Source organism: Herbaspirillum sp. alder98 (assembly GCF_020179755.1).
In the GTDB taxonomy this organism is placed as follows: domain Bacteria; phylum Pseudomonadota; class Gammaproteobacteria; order Burkholderiales; family Burkholderiaceae_D; genus Herbaspirillum.
In genome coordinates this window covers 48843-71512 of record NZ_JAIUCY010000009.1, presented here as the reverse complement: position 1 = coordinate 71512, position 22670 = coordinate 48843, and the positions used below count along the sequence as shown (strand labels likewise).

At 62.7% G+C, this 22670-nt stretch carries 24 protein-coding genes and 1 riboswitch; of the genes, 11 read left to right on the top strand and 13 right to left on the bottom strand.

Annotated elements, in window-relative coordinates; translation table 11 throughout:
- Nucleotides 1-5: 5 nt before the first annotated feature.
- Both LBW87_RS18610 and argB read left to right on the top strand, forming a co-directional pair.
- Nucleotides 6-788, top strand: a complete 783-nt coding sequence (locus LBW87_RS18610; protein ID WP_225202958.1) for a hypothetical protein — start codon at nt 6-8, stop codon at nt 786-788.
- Between the two features lie 120 nt (nt 789-908).
- A complete protein-coding gene (argB, locus tag LBW87_RS18605; RefSeq protein ID WP_008115425.1) occupies nt 909-1802 on the top strand; it encodes an acetylglutamate kinase in 894 nt (297 codons plus the stop codon).
- Nucleotides 1803-1891: 89 nt separating this feature from the next.
- On the opposite strand, the gene LBW87_RS18600 is transcribed toward argB, so the two are convergent.
- The gene (locus LBW87_RS18600) at nt 1892-2800 is read right to left on the bottom strand and encodes a TraB/GumN family protein (protein ID WP_225202957.1); all 909 of its coding nucleotides are present in this window, start codon (nt 2798-2800) and stop codon (nt 1892-1894) included.
- Between the two features lie 86 nt (nt 2801-2886).
- Here LBW87_RS18600 and LBW87_RS18595 point away from each other — a divergent pair, with 86 nt between their 5' ends.
- Nucleotides 2887-3627, top strand: coding sequence for an HAD-IA family hydrolase (locus tag LBW87_RS18595; RefSeq protein WP_225202956.1), 741 nt, complete (start codon nt 2887-2889; stop codon nt 3625-3627).
- A gap of 12 nt (nt 3628-3639) precedes the next feature.
- On the opposite strand, the gene LBW87_RS18590 is transcribed toward LBW87_RS18595, so the two are convergent.
- From LBW87_RS18590 to LBW87_RS18575, 4 genes are all read right to left on the bottom strand, one after another.
- Nucleotides 3640-4215, bottom strand: coding sequence for a Fur family transcriptional regulator (locus tag LBW87_RS18590; RefSeq protein ID WP_225202955.1), 576 nt, complete (start codon nt 4213-4215; stop codon nt 3640-3642).
- 89 nt (nt 4216-4304) lie between these two features.
- Entirely contained in the window at nt 4305-5285 is a 981-nt protein-coding gene (gene xerC, locus LBW87_RS18585; RefSeq protein WP_225202954.1) for a tyrosine recombinase XerC, read from the bottom strand.
- A gap of 17 nt (nt 5286-5302) precedes the next feature.
- Nucleotides 5303-5971: a DUF484 family protein gene (locus LBW87_RS18580; RefSeq protein WP_225202953.1), complete on the bottom strand. Its 669-nt coding sequence runs from the start codon at nt 5969-5971 to the stop codon at nt 5303-5305.
- A gap of 223 nt (nt 5972-6194) precedes the next feature.
- The gene (locus LBW87_RS18575) at nt 6195-7346 is read right to left on the bottom strand and encodes a porin (RefSeq protein WP_225202952.1); all 1152 of its coding nucleotides are present in this window, start codon (nt 7344-7346) and stop codon (nt 6195-6197) included.
- On the opposite strand from LBW87_RS18575, the gene LBW87_RS18570 reads away from it, so the two are divergent.
- The gene (locus LBW87_RS18570; protein WP_225202951.1) at nt 7347-7712 is read left to right on the top strand and encodes a hypothetical protein; all 366 of its coding nucleotides are present in this window, start codon (nt 7347-7349) and stop codon (nt 7710-7712) included. It begins immediately after the preceding gene.
- The gene (locus LBW87_RS18565) at nt 7712-9295 is read left to right on the top strand and encodes a tetratricopeptide repeat protein (protein WP_225202950.1); all 1584 of its coding nucleotides are present in this window, start codon (nt 7712-7714) and stop codon (nt 9293-9295) included. The genes LBW87_RS18570 and LBW87_RS18565 overlap by 1 nt, the downstream gene beginning before the upstream one ends.
- A gap of 73 nt (nt 9296-9368) precedes the next feature.
- Here LBW87_RS18565 and dapF read toward each other — a convergent pair whose 3' ends face one another.
- Genes dapF through LBW87_RS18550 form a run of 3 tightly spaced genes read right to left on the bottom strand, consistent with a single transcriptional unit; the run spans nt 9369 to nt 12046 of the window.
- Nucleotides 9369-10226, bottom strand: a complete 858-nt coding sequence (gene dapF / locus LBW87_RS18560) for a diaminopimelate epimerase (RefSeq protein WP_225202949.1) — start codon at nt 10224-10226, stop codon at nt 9369-9371.
- A gap of 42 nt (nt 10227-10268) precedes the next feature.
- On the bottom strand, nt 10269-11156 hold the full coding sequence (locus LBW87_RS18555) for a lipid A biosynthesis acyltransferase (RefSeq protein WP_225202948.1): 888 nt from the start codon (nt 11154-11156) through the stop codon (nt 10269-10271).
- Complete coding sequence (locus tag LBW87_RS18550; protein WP_320442741.1) at nt 11153-12046, bottom strand: lysophospholipid acyltransferase family protein; 894 nt, start codon at nt 12044-12046, stop codon at nt 11153-11155. Before LBW87_RS18550 ends, LBW87_RS18555 begins: the two co-directional genes overlap by 4 nt.
- Before the next feature lie 147 nt (nt 12047-12193).
- Between LBW87_RS18550 and metK the strand changes: the two genes are divergently transcribed.
- From metK to metF, 4 genes are all read left to right on the top strand, one after another.
- Nucleotides 12194-13357, top strand: coding sequence for a methionine adenosyltransferase (gene metK / locus LBW87_RS18545; protein WP_225202946.1), 1164 nt, complete (start codon nt 12194-12196; stop codon nt 13355-13357).
- Between the two features lie 156 nt (nt 13358-13513).
- A riboswitch (S-adenosyl-L-homocysteine riboswitch) is annotated at nt 13514-13613 on the top strand.
- 28 nt (nt 13614-13641) lie between these two features.
- Nucleotides 13642-15072, top strand: coding sequence for an adenosylhomocysteinase (gene ahcY / locus LBW87_RS18540; RefSeq protein WP_225202945.1), 1431 nt, complete (start codon nt 13642-13644; stop codon nt 15070-15072).
- Between the two features lie 88 nt (nt 15073-15160).
- A complete protein-coding gene (locus LBW87_RS18535; RefSeq protein ID WP_225203072.1) occupies nt 15161-15511 on the top strand; it encodes a phage holin family protein in 351 nt (116 codons plus the stop codon).
- Entirely contained in the window at nt 15511-16356 is an 846-nt protein-coding gene (metF, locus tag LBW87_RS18530; RefSeq protein WP_225203071.1) for a methylenetetrahydrofolate reductase [NAD(P)H], read from the top strand. The genes LBW87_RS18535 and metF overlap by 1 nt, the downstream gene beginning before the upstream one ends.
- A gap of 44 nt (nt 16357-16400) precedes the next feature.
- On the opposite strand, the gene LBW87_RS18525 is transcribed toward metF, so the two are convergent.
- The 3 genes from LBW87_RS18525 to LBW87_RS18515 all read right to left on the bottom strand — a co-directional run bounded on the left by LBW87_RS18525 (nt 16401) and on the right by LBW87_RS18515 (nt 18547).
- Entirely contained in the window at nt 16401-16898 is a 498-nt protein-coding gene (locus tag LBW87_RS18525) for a hypothetical protein (protein WP_225202944.1), read from the bottom strand.
- Nucleotides 16899-17011: 113 nt separating this feature from the next.
- On the bottom strand, nt 17012-17449 hold the full coding sequence (locus LBW87_RS18520) for a DUF2325 domain-containing protein (RefSeq protein WP_225202943.1): 438 nt from the start codon (nt 17447-17449) through the stop codon (nt 17012-17014).
- A 99-nt stretch (nt 17450-17548) separates the two neighbouring features.
- Nucleotides 17549-18547, bottom strand: a complete 999-nt coding sequence (locus LBW87_RS18515) for a bile acid:sodium symporter family protein (RefSeq protein ID WP_225202942.1) — start codon at nt 18545-18547, stop codon at nt 17549-17551.
- 110 nt (nt 18548-18657) lie between these two features.
- On the opposite strand from LBW87_RS18515, the gene LBW87_RS18510 reads away from it, so the two are divergent.
- The gene (locus tag LBW87_RS18510; RefSeq protein WP_225202941.1) at nt 18658-19506 is read left to right on the top strand and encodes a LysR family transcriptional regulator; all 849 of its coding nucleotides are present in this window, start codon (nt 18658-18660) and stop codon (nt 19504-19506) included.
- A gap of 12 nt (nt 19507-19518) precedes the next feature.
- Here the strand turns inward: LBW87_RS18510 and LBW87_RS18505 are convergent, their stop codons facing one another.
- Together LBW87_RS18505 and LBW87_RS18500 are read right to left on the bottom strand one after the other, a co-directional pair.
- Complete coding sequence (locus tag LBW87_RS18505; protein ID WP_225202940.1) at nt 19519-19914, bottom strand: hypothetical protein; 396 nt, start codon at nt 19912-19914, stop codon at nt 19519-19521.
- The gene (locus LBW87_RS18500; protein ID WP_225202939.1) at nt 19911-21548 is read right to left on the bottom strand and encodes a DUF342 domain-containing protein; all 1638 of its coding nucleotides are present in this window, start codon (nt 21546-21548) and stop codon (nt 19911-19913) included. Before LBW87_RS18500 ends, LBW87_RS18505 begins: the two co-directional genes overlap by 4 nt.
- Before the next feature lie 171 nt (nt 21549-21719).
- Between LBW87_RS18500 and LBW87_RS18495 the strand changes: the two genes are divergently transcribed.
- Entirely contained in the window at nt 21720-22628 is a 909-nt protein-coding gene (locus LBW87_RS18495; RefSeq protein WP_225202938.1) for a cation diffusion facilitator family transporter, read from the top strand.
- Nucleotides 22629-22670: the final 42 nt, after the last annotated feature.

Sequence of the window (22670 nt, the reverse complement as noted above, 5' to 3'; positions counted from 1 at the left end):
CAAGGATGAAGCTAAAACTGTTCTTCTGGTTGCTGCTGGCAGGTAACTGCGTGCTGTTCGGCCTGCAGCGCGGCTATCTGGGCGCGACTGCCGCCGAGCGGCGCGAACCGCAACGCCTGACCCAGCAATTGCGCCCCGAATCGCTGGCGCTGCTGCCGGCCAATAGCGAAAAGCTGGTGGCGCCGGTGCGCGTGCAGGAGCCACCCGCAGCCCAGCCGGAGCCGGCCGCAATCGGCCCGACTGCCCCGACTGCCCCGACTGCCCCGGCCGCCACCCCTGCGGCAGTGCCGCCAGTGGCGCTCGCCGCCGCGCCGGTTGTCCCGTCCTGCACGGAGGTGGGCAGCTTCAGTGCGGCCGATGCGCAACGCTTCTCGCGGCAGTTGGCCAGCCTCAACCTGGGTGACAAGGTGGCGCAAAAGCTGAGCCAGGATGTCACCAGCCATATGGTCTATATTCCCCCGCAGGATGGTCGCGAGGGCGCGGAACGCCGTACTGCCGAGTTGCGTCGACTGGGCGTGGGCGACTTCTATGTGATTCCCGACAGCTTTCCCAATCCGGCGCTGCGGTCCGGCATCTCGCTGGGCATCTTCCGCACCGAAGAGGCGGCCAAGGCCTATATTGGCCAACTCATTGCCAAGGGGCTGCGCAGTGCGCGCATCATTGCGCGGCGTTCGGGGGCGGGCAAGCAGGTGTTCCAGCTACGCGACCTGAGCCCGGATGCGCGCAGCGCCCTCAACCGCATCAAGGCGGATTTCCCGGAACAGGAAATCCGCGGCTGCACCGCCTGAGCGAACCAATGCCGCGAACCGTTGCCGATACCGCACAGGCATACAAAGCATGACAAATCCCGCGATCTTTCCATGTAAAATCGCGCATTCTTAAGAACCCGGCAACCACAGGACACCGCCATGACCACCGACCTCAGCAAGGTAGCACCCCAGATCAAAGCCGAAATCCTGGCTGAGGCGCTGCCTTATATCCGCAAGTTCCACGGCAAGACCATCGTGGTCAAGTACGGTGGCAACGCCATGACCGAAGAAAGCCTCAAGCATGGCTTCGCGCGCGACGTGATCCTGCTCAAGCTGGTGGGGATGAACCCGGTGGTGGTGCACGGTGGCGGTCCCCAGATCGATGCGGCCCTGAAGAAGATCGGCAAGCAGGGCACCTTCGTGCAAGGCATGCGCATCACCGATGAAGAAACCATGGAAGTGGTCGAATGGGTGCTGGGCGGTGAAGTCCAGCAAGACATCGTGATGCTGATCAACCACTACGGTGGACAGGCAGTGGGCCTGACGGGTAAGGATGGTGGCCTGATCCGGGCGCGCCGCATGAAGATGCCGGACAAGGAAAAGCCGGGCGAATTCCTGGATATCGGTTTCGTGGGCGAGATCGAGGCGATCAACCCGGCGGTGGTCAAGGCCCTGCAGGACGATGCGTTCATTCCGATCATCTCGCCGATCGGTTTCGGCGACGACGGCCAGGCCTACAACATCAATGCCGACGTCGTGGCAGGCAAGATCGCCGAGATCCTGCACGCCGAGAAGCTGATCATGATGACCAACATTGCAGGCGTGCAAGACAAGAGCGGCAAGTTGCTGACCGACCTGTCGGCGCGCGAGATCGACGAGATGTTTGCCGACGGCACCATCTCGGGCGGCATGCTGCCCAAGATCTCGTCGGCCCTGGACGCGGCCAAGTCGGGCGTGAACACGGTGCACATTATCGACGGCCGCATCGAGCACTCGCTGCTGCTGGAAGTGCTGACCGAGCAGGCCTTCGGCACCATGATCCGGTCGCACTGATTCTGGCGCGCCGCGCATCAAGCAAAAAGGGATGAGCCTGGCTCATCCCTTTTTTTATTCCGCGTCCAGCCTGGCGCAACCGGGCGGCCTCAATAGATCTGCTCGACCACCAGCCCCTTCTGGCGCAACAGCGCCGGGATACCCTGTGGCCCGATCAGGTGCAGGATGCCAACTGCCGCCACCGCCTTGTCGTGCTGTCCGAGCAGTTTGGCAATGCCATCGGCCAGGCCCGGATTGCGGCCCTCCAGCAGCACCTTGAGGGCGAAGCGGTTGGCGAACGAATCTTCCTGGCGCATTTCGTCGAGAGCGCGTTGCAACGCCGCCTGATCCGCATGACGCCAGGCGCCGACCAGTTCCTTGAGCTTGCGGTTGCCTTCGGCGTCGTCCAGGTCATCGACGGTGTCGGCCAGGAACTGCTGTTCATCGGCCTGGTTCAGCCCGCCCAGCAGCGCCAGTTGCTGCTCGGCGCTTTCCAGTTCGATCACCGGGCGACCACGGCGGCGCATGACGCCAGCCAGATGGTTGTCCACTGCCAGCGCGGTCTGGAAGCCGGCGGCTTCGTAGGCTTGCACGGTGAGCGTGATGGCCAGCATCCACGGCCGGAAATGCTGGAGTGGGTCCAGCGGCAGGCCAGCCTGACGCAAGGCCGCCTCGGTGCGCTGCGCCAGCGCCGGCGGCAGGATGTCGGTGAAGCGCTGGCCGCCAGGCAGCAGGCCATGGCGCTGCACCGCCACCTGCATCACGCCCTGGCGTTCGGGGTCGAGTTCCAGTGCCAGCGCCGGTGCTGCTTCAAGCGCGCGCATGATGCGCGGTTCGAGCGGGTAGAAATCAGGCTGGCCGACATGGATGGTGCCAAACAGATAGATCGATCGGGCGCCATCGGAAACGCGGTAGAGCGCGCCCTGCTGGGGCGCAGGTGTGGCCGTATGGGTCGACGATGGGGCTGATGCACTTTGTACGGTTGGCGCATAAAGCCAGGACAGGCAGGCCAATGTCACTATAATCACTCGTCCTGCAAGTCCATTCACTGCTTCTATCCTTGTTATTTGTGGTTGTGCGCCCGTGCGGCGCATGCTCCCGATCTATGGCGTCCAATACTACACCGCTCTGGCTGTTCGATCTCGACAACACCCTGCACAACGCTTCGCACGCGATCTTTCCGGCCATCAATGCCAACATGAATCGCTACATGACGCAGGTGTTTGCGCAAGGCGGTCATCCATCGGACGAAGCCACGGTCAACTTCCTGCGGCGGCATTACTGGCGGCTGTACGGCGCCACGTTGCTGGGGATGGTGCGTCATCACGGCGTGCGCATCGATGACTTTCTGCATGAGGCGCACCGCTTCGACGATCTGCCCAACATGGTCCGCGCCGAACGCGGCATCGGACGCTGGTTGCGCCAGTTGCCGGGGCGCAAGATATTGCTGACCAACGCGCCGCAGCGGTATTCGCGGCAACTGGTGCGACACCTGGGGCTGCACCGCCATTTCTCGCAGCATATCTCGATCGAATCGATGCAGGTCCACCGGCAATTGCGCCCCAAGCCGTCGCGCCTGATGTTGCGCAGGTTGCTGGCACGGGAAAAGGTGAAGCCGCGCGATTGCATCCTGGTGGAAGACACGGTGGCCAATCTCAAGACGGCGCGCGAACTGGGGGTGCGCACCGCCTGGGTGACGCAATACATGATCGGCGATCCGCACCTGGCGCACATGAGCGCGCGCCGTATCCGTGATCGCCATCCTGCCTATGTCGATGTGAAGGTGAGTTCGGTGCGGCAGTTGCCGCGCCGCCTAGCGGCGCTGGGCGCGCTCAGGAAAAAATAGGGCTCAGTCGGCTCAGTCGGCGCAATCGGCGCAATCGGCGCACCAGCCCTTGATGGTCAGTTCGACCTCATGGCTCTGGAAGCCGCGACCAAGGGTCTTGCGCAAGGCATTCTGCAACTGCGCCGCCGGCGAGCGCTGGCGGCCGTCATCGGCCACGGCCAGTACCGTATTGAGGAATTCAGAGCCGTCGCTGCCATCCAGGCAGAACACGCGGGCGCAGCGGGTGCACTTGAAGTGCCCATGCTGATGCTGCTTGCCGTGCGCGTGGTCGTGATGACCATGCTCGCCGTGGTCGGCGCCGACGCTGTAGCGGAAGATGCGGTCGTCGCTCGAGATCTTGTGGGCCAGGCCCGCTTCGGTGAGGCAGTCCAGCGCCCGGTAGAGGGTCACCCGGTCCATGTCGGCAAAGCGGTCCTGGATGTCCTGGTGCGAAGCTGCGCTACGGGTTTCCAGTAAGGCGCCCAGCACATTGACGCGGGCCTGGGTCACTCGCACGCCGGCGTCGCGCAACTGCGCCTGGGCCAATGCCTGGGTCGAGGCGGCGCTGTGGTCATGGCTGGCAGGGTGCGTGATGGCTTTGGCTTTCATGTGCGGGAAATGGCAGGGCTGGCCGGGACTGGCCGTACTACGACAGGCCCTATTCTAGCCGATGCATCGATCCCTGGCCTGCCTCGCCTTTATTTGCCGCCGGTCTTGCGCGCGCGGGGGTGGGCCTGGTCGTAGACCTGGGCCAGGCGCTGGAAATCGAGTGCGGTATAGACCTGGGTCGCACTGATCGAGGCGTGGCCCAGCATCTCCTGCACGGCGCGCAGGTCGCCCGAACTCTGCAGTACATGCGAGGCGAACGAGTGCCGCAACATGTGTGGATGGACATCGCTGGCCATGCCGGCGGTACGCCCATGCGCCTTCAACCGCAGCTGGATGACGCGCGGCGACATGCGAGTGCCGCGTTCGGTGAGGAACACGGCATGGCCATCGGGCCCGCCGTCGGCCCTGACCAGTCTGGCGCGCAACGGCAGCCAGTCGTTGATGGCCTGCAGGGCGGCGCGTCCGACCGGTACCCGGCGTTGCTTGCCGCCCTTGCCGGTGACTGTCACTTCGGCTTCGCCGAGATCGATCCAGCTGGCCGATTCATAACCGCCGTCGCGGACGTCGGCCAGATCCAGGCTGGCCAGTTCCGACACCCGCAGGCCGCTCGAGTACAGCAGTTCGAACATGGCGTGGTTGCAGGCCGCGAGCGTGGAATCATCGGGCTTGGCCGGATCGTGGTGCGACACCAGGTGGATCGCATCATCGGCGCCCAGCGCCTTGGGCAGGGGTTTGCTTTTCTTGGGTGGTTTGACGCCATCGACCGGGTTGCTGGCCAGTTCGTGCTCGGTCGACAACCAGCCGAAGAAGCCGCGCCAGGCCGACAGCTTGCGCGAGATCGAGCGCGCATTGAGGCCACGCGCATGCAACTGGGCCGCGCATTTGCGAATCTGGAACTGGTTGATGGCCTGCCAGTCGGGCGCCTCGGAGCCGGCCGCGCCGAGCAGGGTCTGCAATTCGAGCAGGTCGCGGCTGTAGTTGTCGATGGTATGGGGGGACAGCTTGCGCTGGGTGCGCAGCACGCTCAGGTACTGCTGGAGGGGCGCTGGCGATTGCGGTTCGGTCTGCACTCGGGCGCCCTCGTCGTTCAGCGCAGCAGGCAAGCCAGTGCGGCGCTGGCAGTCTCGGCGATGCGGGTCAGGAAGTCGGTGCCCATGTCGGCGGTGAAGCGGCCCGGATCGGCCGAGCCCAGTACCAGCAGGCCGAACGCGTCCGGCGAGGCGCCACCGCGCAGCGGCAGGATCGCGACCGACTTGACCGAGGCGGCATCTTCCAGCCAGCCGGCGGCTTCGAATTCCTTGTTGGCGCCGCAGAAGGGGGCGGTCAAGCCCTTGGCGAAGATGCGGGCATCATCCGAGACCGACTGGACGAACCAGGCCTCGTCGCGGGCTTCGGCCAGGTTCCACAGGCGCAGCGTGACTTGTGGCACATGGAAAATCTCTTGCAGCCGTTCGCACAGCACGCGCGGCAGGTCGGCTTCGTCGCGTGCCAGCAGCAGGGCGCGGGTCCATGCCTGGAACTTGCTGGTGATTTCGTCGTTTTCCTGGGCGATGCGCATCAGGTCGGCCATGTGCAGCTCCTGCACCTTGATCTTCTCGCGCAGGATTTCCATCTGGCGCTCCTGCAGCGACACGGCGCGGCCCATGACCGGACTGGTCAACTTGACGGTCGAAAGCAGCTCCGCATGTTCCTCGAAGAAGTGAGGGTGGTCGAGCAGGTATTCGGCAATCAGTCCTGAGTCCAATGGGGTGGTCATCGCAATTTTGTTCTAGGTGTGTGAATCTGCATGGCGGCAGCTGCCAGGGCCATGCCGGAAATATGGCGAGATTATCCTCGCTTAAGGAGATGCTGACAATTGCTGGCGCGCAAAGCGCCCTTATAAACGAAACGGGCCTGCATGATTTCTCATGCAGGCCCGTTTCAGCTTTAACTCAAGTCTTGATGTCCGTCATTTGCATGCCGGACTTCAAATCCTTAAATTAGAACTTGTGGCGGATACCAACAGCCAGAGCTGTTTGCGACGAATCCGAACCAACAGCGTTGGTGCTGATGACGCCTGGGTTAGCCATATCCTTGGCGCGCAGGTTCGACAGGAACGCATACACGTCGGTACGCTTCGACAGCCAGTAGTCGGCGCCGATGTTGTACTGGGTCAGCTTGCCCTTGTTGCTCACGCCGTCGAAGTCAGCACGGGTGTGTTGCACCGATGCCAGCAGCTTCAGCGATGGGCTCAGTGCGAAGGCTGTACCCAGTTCGTACATGTTGGCCTTGTTGCTGTTGTTCAGTGTACGGTTGGTCAGGGTGGTCAGCGGAGTAGCGGCGCCCAGCAGAGTTTGGGTACGCAGGCTTTGCTTGACGCGCGACCAGTTACCGTAGACGCGTGCAGGACCGAACTGGTACGAAGCAACCAGGTTCCAGATCTTGGCGTTGGTGTTGCCTTCTTGACCAGCGATGTTCAAGCCAGTTGCGCCAGTGTCAGCAGGAGTTGCGCCAGCCTTCGATTGGTAGTAGTTGGCGCCCAGGCCCAGAGGACCGTTTTCGTACTTAGCGCCCAGACCGAAGGATTGACCAGCAGTGGTCTTGCCAGCTGTTTCGCCGAAACCGTAGATCAGGTTACCGGTGAAGCCACCCAGGTTAGTGGTGGTGTAGGCAACCGAGTTGTTGGTACGGGTGCCTTGCAGACGGCTCAGGCCCGAACCAGCGTTCGACACGACGCCGCCGAAATCGGCAACCGAAGTGTAAGCGGAGATGGTGTCAGCGAAGTCGGTTTGACGACCCAGCAGCACGGTACCGAAGCCACCGGCCAGACCGACCACCGACTTACGACGGAACAGGTTGTTGGCATCGCCGTCCAGAGCACCGGTGTCGTTCGCGAAGCCAGTTTCCAGGTTGAACACAGCCGACAGACCGCCGCCCAGATCTTCAACGCCCTTGAAACCGATACGCGAACCTTGGACAACGCCCGACTTCAGTTCGAACTTGCTGCCAGTGTTTGCGCCGACGCCAGTGGCGACCTTGCTGGAGTAGACAACGCCAGTATCAACGATACCGTAGATAGTAACGGAGCTTTGTGCTTGAGCAGCACCTGCGAACGCGCCGAGGACGGCCAGTGCCAGCAGAGATTTTTTCATTTGACATCCTTCTATAAAAATAGTCTTGAGGATCCGTACTTCTTGTCGGATGGTGAGACATTAAGGGTTCTCATTTGGCGTGGCCGCAGATTGGTCGTTTGGCGGCTGGAATTTTGGTTGAAAGCGTCAAACAACCGGTTGAGTGTTGTTTTTTGCAAACGCTTTCGATCGAGGGAGTGCTCGAAAGGCACTTTTTTGTTTACCTGGCCTCCATGTTATCGGCCTCTCGGCCTGCAACTTGAAGGCTGGGCATATGGCTCAGGTAATGTTGTTAAAACGATTCATTTCCCGGCATTCAAGATCGATTTTAAAAAAATCTGGTTTGTGGGGCATAATTTTGGTTTTCTGGTCTATCTGGAAGGTTGATGGCGAATAGAGAAGATCTGGCAATCATCCGGGCCGCACGTGCCGGCCAAGCCGAGGCGCAGCTGACCTTGGGCAAGCGCTACCTGTTCGGTGGCAACGGTTTGCCGCAGAGCCTGGGCACCGCATTCCACTGGCTCGAGCGCGCCGCCCGGCAAGGCCTGGCCGACGCCTGGATGCTGATTGCACAACATATTCCTTATGAAGTGGTAGTGCCGTTATCCCCGCCACACGAGGCCGCGCTCTGGTATGAGCGCGCATTCGACGCCGGCTTGTCCAAGGCCGGTCTGGTGTTTGCGCGCCTGGTCCTGGGCAACGTGGCGCATATCAGCGCCGAACTGAAGAACAAGGCGATCGGTGCGCTCGAGGCGGTGGCGCGCGAAGGCAATGCCGATGCCCAGTGGTTGTTGGCGCAGCAGTCGCAGCCGGAGGCGGCAGATGCCGATGGCGCCACGGCCTCGGCGTCAGCGTCCACCACATCCGAAGAAACCCAGCAATGGACCCGGCGCGCTGCCGATGCCGGCGTGGAGCAGGCGCAACATGCTTTGGCCGATGCGGCCTGGCGGCAATCGGATTTTTCCGGATTCCGCCTGCGCGCGCAGCCATTGGCCGATGCCTTGCTGCGTCAGTACGACGCCTTGCTGAGGCAGCTCAATGCGCCGGCCGACATGCTGGCGTCCAGCCTCGGGCCGAAGAACATCCGCTTGCTGGTGCGGCTGGCGCAATTGCAGCTGGACGATAAGCGCCCGGACCTCGGTTCCGTGCAGCAATTGCTGGAACTGGCGGCGCTGGCCGGCGACCGCGACGCGCAATTGGCGCTGGGGTTGCTGTATGCCCGCATGGATGCCGAGGGCGCGCGCAGCTTCCCCGGCCAGGGTTCGGCCAACTACAAGAAGGCGGTACGCTGGCTGACGCTGGCCGGCGACCAGGGCCTGGCCAGCGCCTGGTATGCGTTGTCGCGGATCTACCTGAAACCGGAGTTCTCGCAGCGCAACCTGGCGGATGTGCAGCACCACCTGGAGCGTGCGGCCGAAATGGGGCATGGCGCCGCCCAGCTGGAATGTGGCGTGACGGCCTGGCGCAATCGCCGCGATGACGCGGCCAATGACGTACGGGCGCTGTACTGGCTGCAAAAGGCGGCCAGCCAGGGCATTGAGCAGGCGCAGTCACTATTGGTGAAGGTGGGCGACCTGCCCACGCCAGCGCCCTGGGCACTGCAGGCGCGCAGTCAGCTCACGCGGGAGTTGAGCAATGCCTACCCGTTTTTGGTGGCGCGCATCGAACTGGCCGCGCTGTTCGGGCTGACCCGGCCCGAAGCGCTGCTGATCGACTTGAAGCAGGCCGACTTCGGGCATTGCCTGATGGTCGATATCCGTCCCCATTACGCCCGCAGCAAGCGACGCCTGATCGTGGTCGAGACCGGTGAGCAGCGCGGCGTGCTCAACCGCATTGCGCGCCTGTTCGAAGATGTCGATTGCAGCCCCAGCGGCCCCGAAGGCAATTACCGGCAGCGGCTGTACCGACTCAAGACGGTGTTGCCGGATGCCGCCGTCGAAGAGAGCGAGGATCAGGCAGCCGCAGCCTGATGCCGCAAACAAGAAGGGCTCACCAAGCAGTTGGTGAGCCCTTCCTGTTTGGCGACTGCGCCAGGTATGGTGTTCAGTCCGGCAATTCGATCTCGCCCTCGAACACCGATACCGCGGGGCCCGTCATCAGTACCGGTTGGCCGGCGCCGTTCCAGGCAATGCTGAGCACGCCGCCATGGGTTTGCACCGCCACGGGCGAATCCAGCAGGCCGCGCCGGATCCCAGCGACCACCGCCGCGCAGGCGCCGGTGCCGCAGGCCAAGGTCTCGCCGGCGCCCCGTTCGAATACCCGCAGGTTCACATGATGACGGTCGACCACCTGCATGAAGCCGGCGTTGACCCGCTTGGGAAAGCGCGGATGGTGCTCGATCAGCGGTCCTTGCGTGAGCACCGGGGCGGCTTCGCTGTCGGCGACCACTTGCACCGCATGCGGATTGCCCATCGAGACCACCGAGATCAAGATGCTGTCGTCGCCCACATCCAACGGCCACAGGGTGTCGACGCCCTCGCTGCGCCCCGCCAGGCCGGTGTTGTCGAACGGCACCTGTTGCGGTTCCAGGATCGGCGTGCCCATGTCGACCGTGATGCGGCCATCGTCTTCCAGGCGCGGTTCGATCACGCCCGACATGGTCTCGACGCGGATCGCCCGCTTGTCGGTCAGGCCTTTGTCGGTGACGTACTTGACGAAGGCGCGCGCGCCGTTGCCGCATTGCTCGACTTCGCCGCCGTCGGCGTTGTAGATGCGATAACGAAAATCGATGCCCTCGTGCTGGGCACGTTCCACCACCAGCATCTGGTCGGCGCCGATGCCGAAATGGCGATCGGCAATGAACTTCCATTGCGCCGGGGACAGTGTCATCGGCGTGCGGGTGGCGTCGAGCACGACAAAGTCGTTGCCGGCGCCGTGCATCTTGGTGAATTTGATCTTCATGACTTCATTATAGAAGGACTGCACAATCGCAGGCGCCGTCGATCACGCCTTGGGTGGCCGGGCGTAGACATCCGGCGCGCCCTCGGGACGGGTCTTGAAACGCTTGTGCGCCCAGAAGTATTGCTCGGGGGCTTCGCGCACGCGGTCTTCGATGAAGGCGTTCATGCGGCGCGTGGCGAGGCTGATGTCGTCGCCGGGATAGTCGTCCCAGGCCGGGTAGAAGGTGGTCTTCCAGCCCTGGTAGCCGGGCAGGAAGGTGGTGATGGCCGGGACTACCTTGGCGCCGGTGGCGGCCGCAATGCGCGCCGTCGCGGTGAGGGTGGCGGCAGGCACGCCGAAGAAGGGCACGAACTCGGCATCCTTCAGGCCGAAATCCATGTCGGGCAGCATGATGAACGGCTTGCCTTCGCGCATGGCCCGCAGGATAGGCTTGATGCCCTTTTCACGCGACAGCAGGGTCACCGGACGGAAGCGCGACCGTCCGCGCAACAGGGCCTGGTCGACGATCTCGTTCTGCTGGCGCGCATAGACGGTACAGACCGAATAGGGCGAATTGAGCACCAGGGCGATGCCAGGGATCTCCAGGCAGACGAAATGCGGGCACAGCATGATGACCGGGCCGGCATCCATGGTCTCGAAGGGAACCCCGGGTTCGACCTTGATCAGGCGCTTCAGGCGGGCCTCCGAGGCCCACCAGAGAATGCCGCGTTCCAGCGCGCTGCGGGCATAGGCCTGGAAGTGGCCGCGGGCGATGACGCGGCGCTCGGCTTCGGTCTTCTCGGGAAAGCACAGCCGCAAGTTGATCAGGGCAATCCGGCGGCGCGGGCGCATATACATATAGAGCAACGACCCCAGGCCGACCCCGATGCGTCCCAGCACCGGTAGCGGCAGCCAGTGCAACAGCCACATCACGAACAACAGCACCCTCATGGCTGCGCCTCCGGTGGCGTCACGCCCGGCGGCGTCTTGTAGCGGTTATAGCTCCAGATGTACTGCGCGGGGCAGCGGGCCACCAGTTGTTCCATGGCCGCATTGATGGCGCGCGCCTGTTGCTGTGGCGTATCGCCCAATGCTTGATCGAAGGCAACGAAGCGCGTGGCAAATCCCCGGCCCCACGACAGTCGCTCGGCGTAGACCAGGATCAGCGGCGCGCCGCTCATCTGGTGCAGCTTGGCGGGCAAGGTCATGGTGTAGGCCGGTTTGCCGAAGAAATCGGCCCACACGCCCTCGCCGTTCTGCGGCACCTGGTCTGGCAACAGGCCGATGGCCTCCCCATTCTTGAGCGCCTTGAGAAGGATGCGCACGCCGGCCAGGTTGGCCGGCGCCAGCTTCAGGTTGGCGCGCGCCCGGGCGCCTTCTATCAGCGGTTTCAGCGCGGCCTTGCGGGGCGGGCGGTAGAGCGCACTCAATGCGGTCTGGCTGGCCACCGCCTGGGCCGTGATCTCAAAGCATCCCAGGTGGGGGGTGAGCAGGATCACGCCCCGCCCACCTTCCATGGCCTGGTGCACCAGTTCCCAGCCCTCGATGCGTGCGGTACGCAATACCCGTTGCGGGCTGGCACACCAGATGAAGGGTAATTCGAAGATGCCCTTGCCGGCTTCGCCGATTGCTTTATATAAATAGTGACGGTGGCCGGCGCGACCGATGTTGTCGATCAGGCGACGGCGATAAGAGGGCGACGCCAGGAAAACCAGCCATCCCATTGCGATGCCGATCAGATGCAGCACGGGCAGCGGAAGAAATGACAGCAGGCGGAATAAAGAAACGAGCATACTTGCCGATAACGTACGTAGTGTGGGGCGAAAGAACCACCGCCGAATTGCAGAAAAATGCAAGACGCGTAAAATAGCACAAGCCGTCGAGTTAATGACAACTTGCGAGACGGGGTATAAATATCGCTAAAGCGTCGCAGGCTCGACTAGATGATTGGCCGCGACATCTGTAAATCATTTAAGTCTGGGGCTCGCATGTCCAACGATTTCCTCTTCACCTCCGAATCCGTCTCCGAAGGCCATCCCGACAAGGTGGCCGACCAGATTTCCGACGCCATCCTGGACGCTGTTTTCACCCAGGACCCACAATCCCGCGTTGCTGCAGAGACACTGTGCAACACCGGCCTGGTGGTGCTGGCCGGTGAAATCACCACGCGCGCCAATGTCGATTACATCGAAGTCGCCCGCGAGACCATCAAGCGCATCGGTTACGACAATGCCGATTTCGGTATCGACTACAAGAGCTGTGCAGTGCTGGTCGCCTATGACAAGCAATCGCCCGACATCGCCCAGGGCGTTGACGAAGGCCGCGGCATCGATCTGAATCAGGGCGCCGGTGACCAGGGCCTGATGTTCGGCTACGCCTGCAATGAAACGCCTGAGCTGATGCCGGCCGCGATCTACTACGCGCACCGCATCGTCGAGCGCCAGTCGCAGCTGCGCAAGGATGGCCGCCTGCCGTGGCTGCGTCCGGATGCCAAGTCGCAGGTGACGCTCAAGTACGTCGACGGCAAGCCGGTCGCCATCGATACCATCGTGCTGTCGACCCAGCATTCGCCCGAGATCGAACACAAGACCATCGAAGAGGCGGCCATCGAGGAAATCATCCGTCCGGTGGTGCCGGCCGAATGGATCAAGAATACCCGTTACCTGATCAACCCCACTGGCCGTTTCGTCATTGGCGGCCCACAAGGCGATTGCGGCCTGACCGGTCGCAAGATTATTGTCGACACCTACGGTGGCGCGGCGCCCCACGGTGGGGGCGCGTTCTCCGGCAAGGATCCGTCCAAGGTCGACCGCTCGGCTGCCTATGCCGGTCGTTACGTGGCCAAGAACATCGTGGCCGCCGGCCTGGCCGAGCGTTGCCAGATCCAGGTCTCGTACGCCATCGGCGTGGCCGAACCGACCTCGGTCATGGTCACCACTTTCGGCACCGGCAAGATCAGCGACGAGAAGCTGGGTGAGCTGGTCCGTGAACACTTCGACCTGCGCCCCAAGGGCATCGTGCAGATGCTGGACCTGCTGCGCCCGATCTATGCCAAGACCGCCGCCTACGGCCACTTCGGTCGCGAAGAGCCCGAGTTCACCTGGGAGCGCACCGACAAGGTCGCAGCACTGCGCGCATCCGCCGGTCTGTAACTGAATAAATAAATGCCCGCAGGGGCGAATGTGAGTGCTTCAAGGGTTTCACATTCGCCCTGCCCGCGCTAGAATTCAGCTCCCCCCGGACGATGTTCGCGGGCGTTGCATGTCGGCATTGCATGCAATGGTTAAGTTTTTCCCACAATGCCTCGCCTCAGCAAGGAGCGTTGCGACAGGGTGTCACCCTGCCAGGCTTGCTGCGACGAGCAGGGCTTCGTTCATACGAGGTTCCTTGCAACCGCGCTCACGTTACTTTTTTTCTGTTTACACGAAAGGAGGGCGTGAATAACGCCGTTGCCATGTCTAATACACCCGCACCATTCCAGGATTACATCATTGCCGACATCGGCCTGGCCGACTGGGGCCGCAAGGAAATCCGCATCGCCGAAACCGAAATGCCGGGCCTGATGGCGATCCGCGACGAGTTCGCCGCAGCCCAGCCGCTCAAGGGCGCACGCATCACCGGTTCGCTGCACATGACCATCCAGACCGCCGTGCTGATCCAGACGCTCGAAGCGCTGGGCGCCAAGGTGCGTTGGGCTTCCTGCAACATCTATTCGACCCAGGACCACGCCGCTGCCGCCATCGCTGCAGGCGGCACGCCGGTGTTCGCCGTCAAGGGTGAAAACCTGGACGAATACTGGGATTACACCCACCGCATCTTCGAATGGGCCGATGGCGGCTATTCGAACATGATCCTGGATGACGGCGGCGACGCCACCGTGCTGCTGCACCTGGGTTCGCGCGCCGAGAAGGACATCTCGGTGCTGGACAAGCCGGATTCCGAAGAAGCGATCTGCCTGTTCAACTCGATCAAGCGCTACCTGGCCAAGGATGCCACCTGGTATTCGAAGCGTCTCAAGGAAATCAAGGGCGTCACCGAAGAGACCACCACCGGCGTGCATCGCCTGTATCAGATGCACAAGGAAGGCAAGCTGGCCTTCCCGGCCATCAACGTCAACGATTCGGTGACCAAGTCCAAGTTCGACAACCTCTACGGTTGCCGCGAATCGCTGGTCGACGGCATCAAGCGCGCCACTGACGTGATGATCGCCGGCAAGGTCGCCATCGTGGCCGGTTACGGTGACGTCGGCAAGGGCTCGGCCCAGGCGTTGCGCGCGTTGTCGGCGCAAGTGTGGGTGACCGAGATCGATCCGATCTGTGCCCTGCAGGCGGCGATGGAAGGCTACCGCGTGGTGACCATGGATTACGCCGCTGAACACGGCGACATCTTCGTCACCTGCACCGGCAACTATCATGTGATCACCCATGAGCACATGAAGAAGATGAAGGACCAGGCCATTGTCTGCAACATCGGTCACTTCGACAACGAAATCGAAGTCGCCGCCCTGAAGCAGTACACCTGGGAAAACATCAAGCCACAGGTCGATCACGTGATCTTCCCGGACGGCAAGCGCATCATCCTGCTGGCCGAAGGCCGCCTGGTCAACCTGGGTTGCGCCACCGGTCACCCGTCGTATGTGATGAGCTCGTCCTTTGCCAACCAGACCATTGCGCAGATCGAATTGTTCGTCAACACCAAGAACTATCCGGTGGGCGTGTACACGCTGCCCAAGCATCTCGACGAGAAGGTCGCGCGCCTGCAACTCAAGAAGCTCAATGCACAACTGAGCACCTTGACCGATGAGCAGGCCGCCTATATCGGCGTGAAGCTGGAAGGCCCGTACAAGGCCGATCACTACCGTTATTGATGGTAAGTAGTCTTCGATCATCCGGCTGCTGCCGGATGATCGTGTGTCATCCCCTCGACAAGCCTAAAGGAAAAAAGGAATTGCCATGCTGATGTTGTTACTGACCTGGCTGATCAACGCCGTGGCCCTGCTGGCCGTCCCTTACCTTCTGCATTCGGTGCAAGTCGACACCTTCGGCGCGGCGTTGATTGCCGCGCTGATCCTCGGTTTCGTCAATACCATCGTGCGTCCCGTGCTGGTGGTGCTGACACTGCCGGTGACGGTGCTGACGCTGGGCCTGTTCATCCTGGTCATCAACGGCCTGATGTTCTGGGTGGTGGCGCAACTGGTGGGCGGTTTCCATGTCGGCGGCTTCTGGTCGGCAGTCGGTGGCGCGCTGTTGTACAGCATCGTCTCGTGGGCCTTGTCGACGCTGTTGCTGAAATCCGGACGTAAATGATGAAGCCGCATAACTTCAGTATCGAATTCTTCCCGCCCAAGACGGCGGAAGGCACCGAAAAGCTGCGCGTGACCCGCGCCAGGCTGGCCGAGCTGCAGCCCAAGTATTTCTCGGTCACCTTCGGCGCCGGCGGGTCGACCCAGCAGGGCACCCGCGACACGGTGCTGGAAATCATCGGCGAGGGCTTTGAAGCCGCGCCGCACTTGTCATGCATCGGCAGTTCGCGCGAGAGCCTCAAGGCTATTCTGCAGGATTACAAGGCCAATGGCGTGTCGCGCCTGGTCGCTTTGCGGGGCGATCTGCCCAGCGGATATGGCGCCATGGACCAGGCCTCCAGCGAGTTTCGCTATGCCAACGAGCTGGTTGAATTCGTGCGCGCCGAGACCGGCGACTGGTTCAATATCGAGGTGGCTGCCTATCCCGAGATGCATCCGCAGGCCAAGTCGCCCCAGGATGACGTGCAGAACTTCGTGCGCAAGGTCAAGGCCGGCGCCAATTCGGCCATTACCCAGTATTTCTATAACGCCGATGCCTACTTCCGGTTCATCGACGATGCGGCCAGGCTGGGTGTGCAGGTGCCGGTGATCGCCGGCATCATGCCGATCACCAATTATTCGCAGCTGATGCGGTTTTCGGACATGTGCGGCACCGAAATCCCGCGCTGGGTCCGGCTCAAGCTGGCCAGCTACGGCGACGACGTCGAATCGATCCGCGCTTTCGGGCTGGACGTGGTGACCCAGTTGGGCGAGCGTCTGTTGCAAGGCGGCGCGCCTGGCCTGCATTTCTACAGTCTCAATCAGGCGGGGCCGACCGAGGCGATCTGGCGTCGGCTGGTCAAGTCCTGACTGTTGACCGGGCCTGCAAAAAACCGCGCTCATGGCGCGGTTTTTTATTGCGCTGGCGGCGTGCCGGGCACCAGATACTTCGACTTGGCACAGTACATCTTGGCATTGACATCGTTGTAGACGATCTTGCTGCCGGCCTGCGACTGGCGCATCGGGTATTGCGTGTTGTCCTCGGGGGTAAAGCGGATGCCGACCGCGCCGCTGATGGCTTCGACCACCTTGACCGGCGTGGTATTGAAGAAGGCGCCGATGAAGTCGGCCGGGCTGCTGCCATCGTTGACCAGCACGTCCGTCACCGGCACGCCCCACAGGTTGACATTGGTGGCCTTGAACCAGTAGGCCCCGCCTTCGGTCTTGTAGGGCGGGCCGAAGGCTTCGTACAGGTAATCGAAGAAATACTTGCTGTTGAGCTGGTTCAGGCACAACAAAGCGTTGCCCACTTCCGAGCCGAAGGTCGGTTGCGGCGCGGCCTGCGCCACGGGCGTGGCCAGGATCAGGACCGATGCCAGCAAACTGCCGGCCAGACGACTTACGATGTGCAAACGAACTCCCAAATTTGATGCCGGCCAGTCAGCTTGCCGGTGTTGCGCCGCAGCGGCGCTGATGGGAGTCGATTGTAGGTCGCTTTGGTGATTTTTCCAATCGCCATAAACGCTTAGCGGCCGCTCCTGAGCATACGGTCACCCCGCTGCGAGGGGCCGACGGCCGGCGTTGCCCGTCGCGCCAGGCTGCCCAGGCCATCCACGAACGAGGCGATGCCGGTGCCTTTGACCAGGACGCAGGGCTTGCCCAGCTTCTTGCAGGTGGTCTTGACCAGGTGGTAGGCATTGTGGCTGATGTTGCCGGAGGCACAGATCACGATGTCGGCTGCTGCCAGCATCGGGGTCAGCCGGTGCAGATTGTCCTCGCGGCCGCCATCGTGGTGGATGAAGCGGCCGGAACGGGTTTCGATCTCGGCCCGATAATGGTTGCGCGCGCCCGTCAGGCCGCCCACGCAGAGCACGCAGCGGTCATCCAGCGAGAACGACGACGCTGCAGCAGCAGCGACGGGAGGGACGGCGACTGCCGTCGGACGGGCGGATGGCTTGTGCATGGGCATGGCCTGTTGGCTTGGACGAGTCAAGCCTAAACCCAGCGGCGCGTGGCGCGAACGAATGAATCATCATCTGGATATGCACTTTTTGATGACGCGCTATGGCTGCGACGCCAGGGCCGGCTCTGGCTGGGCCTCGACGCGCTCCTGCTGCTCGGCGTAACGACGCGCCAACACCGCACACAGCATCAGCTGCATCTGGTGGAACAGCATGATCGGCAACAGCACGATGGCCGCGCCGCTGCCGGCGAACAGCACCGAGGCAATCGGAATGCCCGACGCCAGCGACTTCTTGGAGCCACAGAACACCAGCACGATCTCGTCGCCGCGTGGCATTTTCAGGGCGCGCGCGCCATAGGTCGTGATCAACAGCACGCAACCCAGCAGCACCGCATTGACCAGCACCAGCAGCGCCAGCTGGCCGGGCGGGAACAGGTGCCAGACGCCCTGTGCCACCGCCGCACTGAAAGCGGCATAGACCGACAGCAGGATGCCGCCGCGGTCGACCACGTTGACGATCACCTTGTGCCGCCCGATCCAGCCACCGATCCACGGCCGCATCAGGTTACCCGCCACGAACGGCAGCAACAACTGCAGCAGGATGCTGAAGACTTGCTGCAGGCCGTTGCCTTCATGGTGACGATGCAGCAGCAGCGTCACCAGCAGCGGTGTGACCACGATCCCCAGCAGGTTGGAGGCCGTCGCGCCGCAGATCGCCGCCGGCACGTTGCCACGCGCAATCGAGGTGAAGCCGATCGATGACTGCACCGTCGACGACAGGGTGCAGACGAACAACACACCCATCCACAACTGTGGCGTCAGCAGATCCGGCACGGCGGCCTTGAGCGCCAGTCCGAGCAGCGGAAACAGGATGAAGGTCGAGCTCAGCGTCAGCAGGTGCAGCCTGGGTTGCTTGGCGCCGGCCAGGGCCGCCTCGCGCGACAGCTTGGCGCCATGCAGAAAGAACAGCAGCGAGATGGCCACATTGCTGGCCACGTGCATGAAGTTCTCGAAGCGGCCGGTCGCGGGCAGGAAGGTGGCCAACAGCACGGTACAGATCAGCAGTTGCGTAAAGCGGTCGGGCAGGAAGCGTTTCATGACGAAGGCAGACAGAAGGATGAGATGCTCACATGATAAAAAATCAAACGGTAATCGGGAACCCCTTTGATAGCGTTGACTGTCAACGGAATTGCCGATGATAATGGCGCATGCTCAATCCCGTCTGGCTCCAGACCTTCACCATGGCCGCCGCTTCCAGCAGTTTTACCGAAGCGGGGCGCCAGCTCGGGCTGACGCAATCGAGCGTGAGCGACCATATCCGGCGCCTGGAGCAAACCGTGGGGCGTCGCCTGTTCGTGCGCGACACCCACTCGCTGGCGCTGACGCCGGACGGCGAAGGCTTGCTGGTGCATGCCCGTCTGATACTGGAGGCGCACGCCCGTGCCGAGGCCCAGTTCAGCGGCACGCGATTGCGCGGGCGGGTGCGATTCGGCACCTCCGACGATCTCGCCATGGGGCCGCTGCCGGACATGCTGGCCGCGTTTCGCAGCCAGCATCCGGAGGTCGAACTCGAGATCACCATCGGCCTCACCAGCGAGCTGTATGCGCTGCTGGACCAGGGTAAGCTGGATTTGCTGGTGGGCAAGCGGCGTAGTGGCGAGGCGCGCGGGCACAGCATGTTCTCCACCCCGATGCTGTGGCTCACCCGGCCCGAGACGCAGGTCGACCTGAGCCAGCCGTTGCCGTTGATCCTGTTGCCCGAACCCAGCATCACGCGCGCGGCCACCTTGCAGACGCTGGGACGCAGCGGGCATCACTGGCGCATCGTGTGCACCAGCGGCAGCCATGCCGGGTGCATGGCCGCTGCCAGGGGGGGCTTGGGATTATCGGTGTTGCCGCAGCACCTGGCGTCGCGCGATCTGTGCGAGCCGACCAATCATGCCAGTCTGCCGGCGCTGCCCGATATCGAATACGTGGCCCTGACCGCACGTCGCCTGTCGCGACCGGCCGACACCTTGTTCCAGATCCTGATGGACAGCAGGTTGCGCCGCAACTGAGCGGCCCGGGATTCAGGTCGGGTCGCGCACCAGCTCGGGGTCGTTGAGGGCACGAATGCGGCGGTCGACGAAATAGCCGCCGGCTTCGGTATAGCGCAGATAGAGTCGGCCGCATTGCGCGCAGCGCGCGGCGTTGCAGCGGTTATAGGGGAAGTGACGCGGCGCCACCGGCGCCTGCGCCGATTCGTAGCGGGTGGCGGCGGGATGGTATTCGGCGAAGGTCGGTTCGACGTACGGGTCTTGCAGCAGGGTGCCGATATCCTGCAATTGCTGCTCGGGCAGCGACAGCGGCAAGCTGATCCAGCCGGACGCATCAGCGGTGATGCAGTTGCAGTCCTCGCCGATGGCACGACTTTGTTGCGCCAGCTGGCGCAACTGCTCGTCGTCGAGCTTGGGGAGATCGCTCATTTCTTCGGGTTGTAGCGGATGTCGCCTTCAAACAGTTGCGCAGTGCCGCCGGTCAGATTGGAGTGCACCGGCCATACCTCATGCCCGATGCGCAGCTCCACGCCTTCATAGACGGCCTTGGCGACGATGATGCGCGCGTCTTCGGCGGCCACCATGCCGCCCTTCATCTGCGCCACGTCTTCCAGCAGCACCTTGACTTCGTAGGCCAGCGTCTTGCGCTTGTCGCTGGTCTCGAACAGGATCTCGGGCGTGGCCTTGTCCGGGTTCAGCTTGTAGTACCCCTGCTGCTTGATGGTGCGGTCGAGCTCGGCCACCTTGCGCGAGTATTCCTGTTCCTTGATGGCGATCTTTTCTTCCAGGTAGGGATCGAGTCCGACCTGAACGCGTGTGAAGTTGCCGGTCGATGCGCCGATGGTGTTGGCGCGGATGATATTGGTCGCTTCGATCCGGCCGCCGATGATCTGGCCGGTGCGCGGATTGCCCTTGCCCACCGTGATCTCGTTGCCCGCCAGCAGTTCGCACTGGCGGGCGTTGCCCAATACCAGGATATTTTCAGCCGCTTCGATGTGGGCGCTCTCGGCAAACATCACCTGCACCGAACCCTGCGCGCTGATGCGCGAGGCAATCGCGGTGGTGCCCGCAGAGGCGGCGACGCCTTCGCTATGGCCGATGACGCCACCCTTGACGACGACATTGCCGCCGGCCACGATTTCGGCCGCTTCGACCGTGCCGTTGACGATCACATCGCCACCGACGTGCAGCTTCATGCCGGTCATCACATCGCCCTTGACCCGCACGGTGCCTTCGAAGGTCAAGTTGCCGGTCGACAGGTCGACGTTCTCGACGTCGATGATGGGATTGATCTTGACGCCATTCTTGATCACCGTCGGCTGGCCCGGCACCATCGCCACCAGCAGGTCCGGATCATCGGCCGAGGGCTCGGCGCCGATCGATTCCTTGGCGAACTGGATATCGGCAATCGGACGCGCCGGCACCTTGCCGCCCTTGATATCGATGCCGTCCTGGCCGGGAACCGGCGGGATGCGTCGCATCAGCGGATCGCCCGCCGACACCAGCAGCAGGTAGCCCATGTCGGCATACGACACCACGGCGTCTTCGTCGATCTCGGAGAGCTCTTCCTGCTTTTCTTCCAGCAGGCTCTCGAAGCGCGCCGGTTCGGCCGGCGTCGCCATCAGTCCTTGTGCAATCACCAGCTTGTTGCAGTGCCCGGTCGACAGCGCACCGCGCAATTGTTCATGCAGGATGCCGTAGGTGATGCCCTGGGCGCGGATCGCATTGACCACGTCGACGCTCTTGGCGCGACCACCGAAGGGCGCCACCAGCGTCAGCGACGCCGTCATCAGGTCATCCTCGACCTCGAGCACGAATTCGCCATCGCGCCGCTGCGCGATCACCTGGGTCACGGGCTCCTTGCTGTCTTCCAGCTTGCGCACGAAAGCGTTCAGCACCGAATCCTGATGGAACAGTTTGGTGAGGCCGTTATCGGCCATCGCCTGCTTCAGGAAAGCCAGCGTCAACGGCGGGAATCCGGGCGTTGGAGTAAACGTTGCGCTCAATTCTCCGCTGGCCCTGTCGAACGCGAACGACAGTGGTTGCGGTGTTGCCTGTTCCATGCTGTTCCTCGGAGGTTGCTGCTGATATTGGGGGTCGCGTATCGGTAACACCGACGGACCTGCCGTCGCTCCCTCGCGCCGGCGACTGCCATTGTATTGTGGCAAGATGATCCAGCAATTTGACCTGCAGCACAAGTTCTGTCTCTAAATCGGGGGGAGGTAGTTGTCGTAATGTCAATCGTTGATTTGAACCAGCCAGACGACGAACAGGCCCGCGAAATGGCGCGCTACGAGGCAGGACGGTCCAGCACCCGGGTCAGTGTGGCAGTCAATGTCGGGCTGACTTCGTTACAGGTTGCCGCCGGCCTCATCACCGGTTCCCAGGCGTTGCTGGCCGACGGCGTGCATTCGCTGTCGGACCTGATTGCCGATCTGGTGGTGCTGGTGGCGGCGCGCCAAAGCCGCAAGAAAGCCGATGCCGACCACCAGTACGGGCACCAGCGCTATGAAAACGCCGCCTCGCTGGCGCTGGGCGGCTTGCTGCTGGCAGTCGGTGTTGGCATGTTGATATCGGCGGCCCACAAGATACAGGTGCACGACCATCCGGCCCCGGTACACATCGGTGCGCTCTGGGTGGCGCTATCGGCATTGCTGGCCAAGGAATTGCTGTTTCGATACATGCTGCGGGTGGCCCAGACGGTACGCTCGAGCATGTTGATAGCCAACGCGTGGCACGCCCGTTCGGATGCTGCCTCGTCGCTGGTGGTTGCGGTAGGCATCGTCGGCAGCCTGTTTGGATACACGCTGCTCGACCCGGTTGCCGCCGCTGTCGTCGGCCTGCTGGTGTTGCGCATGGGGTGGCGCTTTTTCTGGGCCGCGCTCAATGACCTGATGGATCGGGCGGTATCGATGGAAGAGATGCAGGCCATCCGCAGTACCTTGAGCGATACCCCTGGCGTGCTCGGCATCCACGATTTGCGCACTCGCCGCATGGGCGATTTTGCCCAGGTCGACGTGCACCTGGAGATCGATGGCACCTTGAGCGTCACCGAAGGCCATGCCATCGCGGCGGCTGCCCGCGCCAGCGTGCTGGCCCGGCATCATGTGCTGGACGTGATGGTGCACGTCGATCCGGTTTAGCCGGCATCAGTCTGGGCGCCAGGCGCCGTTGAAAAAGTGTTG